This is a genomic window from Malikia granosa (genome assembly GCF_002980595.1).
Classification (GTDB): domain Bacteria; phylum Pseudomonadota; class Gammaproteobacteria; order Burkholderiales; family Burkholderiaceae_C; genus Malikia; species Malikia granosa.
On sequence record NZ_PVLQ01000150.1, the window covers coordinates 1 to 3,712 of the forward strand.

General features: G+C 61.8%; 3 protein-coding genes. 2 read left to right on the forward strand and 1 reads right to left on the reverse strand.

The features are described from left to right. On the reverse strand, positions 1 to 422 hold a 422-nt coding region (locus tag C6P64_RS17700), incomplete at its 3' end, for a hypothetical protein (RefSeq protein WP_211296890.1). 891 nt (positions 423 to 1,313) lie between these two features. Here C6P64_RS17700 and C6P64_RS17705 point away from each other — a divergent pair. Then, a complete protein-coding gene (locus C6P64_RS17705) occupies positions 1,314 to 2,195 on the forward strand; it encodes a replication initiation protein (protein WP_170073145.1) in 882 nt (293 codons plus the stop codon). Positions 2,196 to 2,430: 235 nt separating this feature from the next. After that, positions 2,431 to 3,063: a diacylglycerol kinase gene (locus tag C6P64_RS17710; RefSeq protein ID WP_105749842.1), complete on the forward strand. Its 633-nt coding sequence runs from the start codon at positions 2,431 to 2,433 to the stop codon at positions 3,061 to 3,063. The last annotated feature ends 649 nt before the right edge of the window (positions 3,064 to 3,712 follow it).

Sequence of the window (3,712 nt, forward strand, 5' to 3'; positions counted from 1 at the left end):
AGCTTGCGCCCGGTCAGCTTGTGCGCGTCGTCGAGCAGCAGCACCGCCTTGCTGTCGTGGACCCAGTGAATCAGGGCATCGGCGCGCTCGAAGGCGCGCAGCCTGGCCCAGGGGCGGCCGTGGTGTTTCTCGGCCCAGGCGATGACGCGATCGTCCTCACACCAGCGCTGCAGCGGCTCGGTGGCGCGCAGAAAGAGTTTCTGCTGCTTGGCCCAGATCTCGGCGGCCTTGTCGTTGAGCTTGGCCAGCCAGCGGGTCTTGCCGCTGGCGTTGGCGCCCGCGATGAGCAGGTCCTTGCGCACGGAGAGCACCCGCTCGTCGAGGATCGGCCCGTACTTGCGGGCCCGCTCGCGCACGATCGGCACGCGTCGGGTCGTACCGTCGGTCCATTTTCCGTTTGGACGCATCAGCAGCATGTGCATGGCTCCCTCCCTCCCTTTCACCGAACCGGCCAGGCGAGTGGCCCGAACAGGCGCAAGTTAAAAGCCTACCCCCTGTGCAGCCGGCCGGATTCGTGAAGGGTCCGGCTAAGGGGTAATAGACCTACTAGCCCTGGATGCGCTTTTTACCATAAACAGGCGTGCAGGAAAAACGGACGTTTTTTCTGCTGCTGAACAGGCGGGGGGTGCCGCTTGCGGGGGGCGCAGCCCCCTGGGGGGTCGAGTCGGGCAAAACGGGCCGTAGGGCCGTTTTGAGAGAGGGGGGCAGCATGCCCCCCTGCCGAGGGTGAGAAAACGCGCCTTGGCGCGGTTTCGAGGGCCGCTTGCCGGCCCTGGGGGGGCGCGCGGAGCGCGCATCTTTTCCCCCCAGCAGGGGGGACTGATTGAATTCCTGGTTCAGCACTTGTTCAGCACTTGAGCCTGTCGGCTTTCAAGCTGCCAGCAGCGGCTGCTGTTGCCAGTTGGCCTCGCGCGTGCGCTTAACTTCGTAAAGAACTTAGTAATACCTTTGTAAATACCTTTGTAGGAGTTTTCCACAGGGCAAAAAATTCAATATTGACAGTAGCTTGCAGCGGTTTTATTTCTTGAAAGGTGAGGAAATACGCGTGAGTGGTGAGGAAAAACGCGGGAAAGGTGAGGAAATACGCGTGAGAGTGGAGAAAAAACGCGCGGTATCCACAGAAAAATCACTTGAAAGGTGAGAAAAAACGCACGTTTTGCACAGGCTAGATGTCCTGCTTTAACTTGCTCCATTTCGATACGAATCTGATAATTCAGTGGTTTAATAAAAATTAAGGTGAGGTGAGGTAACCCGACTCATGTATGAGGGGTTACGCGGATAATCCACAGGGAGTCTCACAAATGGACAAGGGCATGGACACGGACACGGACACGGACACGCGCGCGAGCTTGCACGGACAGCCACTGGCTTTCCTGCCGCACCACCAAGAGGAAGCCGAGCAAGCCGCCCGAGGCATCGGCGGCAGCCTGACGATGAGCCGGGCCCTGGCAGAGTCCGCGCACGGGCTGACGCTCAACGAGGCGCGGGTCATGATGCTGGCCATGCGCTGCGTCGACCCTCGGCTAACCCCCTTTAAGTACGCACGCAACGGCTACGTCAAGGTCAGGGTGACGGCGGCTGAGTTCGCGCAGTTGGCCGACATGAAAGTGCCGGCGGATGGCTACACCCCGCGCGCCGCCTACGAGGGCCTCAAGGCGGCTTGCGAGAAGCTCTACGAACGCACGGCCAGCTGGACGGACGGCAAGCGCAAGGTCCACATGCGCTGGGTCTGGAAGGCCACCTATCACGAGGGCGAGGCCTGGGCCGAGGTCTGTTTTGCCCCGGACATGACCCAGCACATCTTCATGCTGGGCGAGAAGTTCGTGCGGTACCGACTCGAACTCGCGCGGGGACTGCGTTCGGTCTACTCGACCAACCTGCTGCGGCTGCTGATGACGCAGAAGGACACCGGTTACAAGACCATCACGCTGGAGGACTTCCGGGCCAGCATGGAAGTGCCGCCCACTTACCGGTATGCCGACATCAAGCGCTACGCGATCGTGCCGGCGGTCAAGGAACTCAACGAGAAGGCGGATCTGCTGATCACCTGGGGCGAGACCAAGCGCGGCCGGGCGGTCTACAGCCTGCAGTTCAAGTTCAAGTTCATGACCCACGACAGCCTGGACGATCAGGCACTGGAGCAGGCCAGGCCGACCGAAGCGACGCAAGAGGTTTTCCCCGAATTGAGTGCCTAAGCCTGTGGATAGGGCCGCTTGGAGCGGCCCAAGTCTTTATGTGAGCACGGTTTTTTTGCCGTGCTTATTTTTTGGGCAAAGCAAGAAGGGAGGCTTTCGGCATCACTTGGCGTTTTCGACATGGTGCCTATGACCCCTAGCTGACACTTCACACCACAGGGACGATTTCAAAAGAATTTTTTATGATTCTTTAAAAATTCTAGTACGATTTACTCAAGTCATCAAGGAGTGAATCATGAGTAAGTTACTTGAGCTGATCAAGGAATCCAAGAAATCCCAGAAGGAGGGCGTCGTCGCGATCACGCTACGTCTGCCGGAGCGACTCAACTCTGTCGTGGAGGCGCTGGCTGATCAGTTGTCCCTGTCGCGGCATGAAATACTGATCAAAATGATCGAGGATGGCGCGGCAAGCGCGCTGAACGCGCTCAAGCTCGACGAGCCCGATGAGGAAGACCGTGCGGAAGTACAGGAGCCGAAGGAGCGCCGCTTCTACCTGCTCAACACCAACAAGCGCAATAGTTTGGACGACCACGAGTGGATGCTTCAACAAGGCGTGGCTGCAGCTTTTTACGACCCTTGGAAGCACTACATTGACCAACTCCAGAAGGGTGACGTCGTTTTTCTCTACTCGAATGGCGAAGGGATCGTCGCCTACGGAACCACCACCGGTGACGTCATTAAACAGGATCACAACGGGGACCCGGAGGCAACCCACTATCAGCAACTTGATGGTTTTACGATGCTGAAGAAACCCCTGCCGGCGAGTGAAATCAACCAGATCTTGCGCCTGAACTTTGTTTATTTAAGGACTATGTCACCGATGAAGGACGGGAAGCGGGTGCTTGACCGGCTTATGGCCGAGCGCTGAGTTACTGATCTGGAGCCCTGCCGAGATACCGACATGCCTTGCTGAACAGGAAACGCCACGTGCGCCCGGGACCTGGAAAAATGAGGGAGCCCCCTTGGGGGGCGGATGGGTGGGCTGGGCGGGGGCTAATGCCCTGTGCGGCCGCCAGGCCGCACAGGGCCCCACGCGAAGGGCGAAGCCCGCAGCGCTGACTAGGCCAGGGCGTGGGCACGCCGGGAGGCCGGGGCCGGCGCGCGGGCGTAGGGCGCGCAGCGACCGGGGAGCACGCGCGCCGGCCCCGGCCAGCCCCAGCGAAGGGCCGTTGGCCGGCCGACCGGGACGACAGGGACCGGCCACCGAGCGAGCTGGGCGAGCGAATGGCCGGGCGCTGGCGGCGCGGACAGGGCCGGCCAACGGCCCGCAGCGGGCTTGCGCCGACCGGCACCGAGCGAGGCCCTTTAGCCCTCGCGACAGGCGCAGCCTGGCGCGCTGACCAAACGGGGAGCCCCCTTGGGGGGCGGACGGGAGGGCGGGCGGGGGCAGTGACCCCGCGCCGGGCGCAGCCGGGCGCGCTGACTGAAGCCGGTCCATCACGCCAGCCAGTAGGCCAGTGCGGCGGCGCGGGCGGCGGGCGCGCAGCGACCGGGGGAGCCCGTGACGCCGCGCTGGC

Coding starts and splice junctions, on each gene's coding strand:
- C6P64_RS17705 (WP_170073145.1), top strand. CDS start 1,314: ATGGACACGGACACGGACACGGACACGCGCGCGAGCTTGCACGGACAG.
- C6P64_RS17710 (WP_105749842.1), top strand. CDS start 2,431: ATGAGTAAGTTACTTGAGCTGATCAAGGAATCCAAGAAATCCCAGAAG.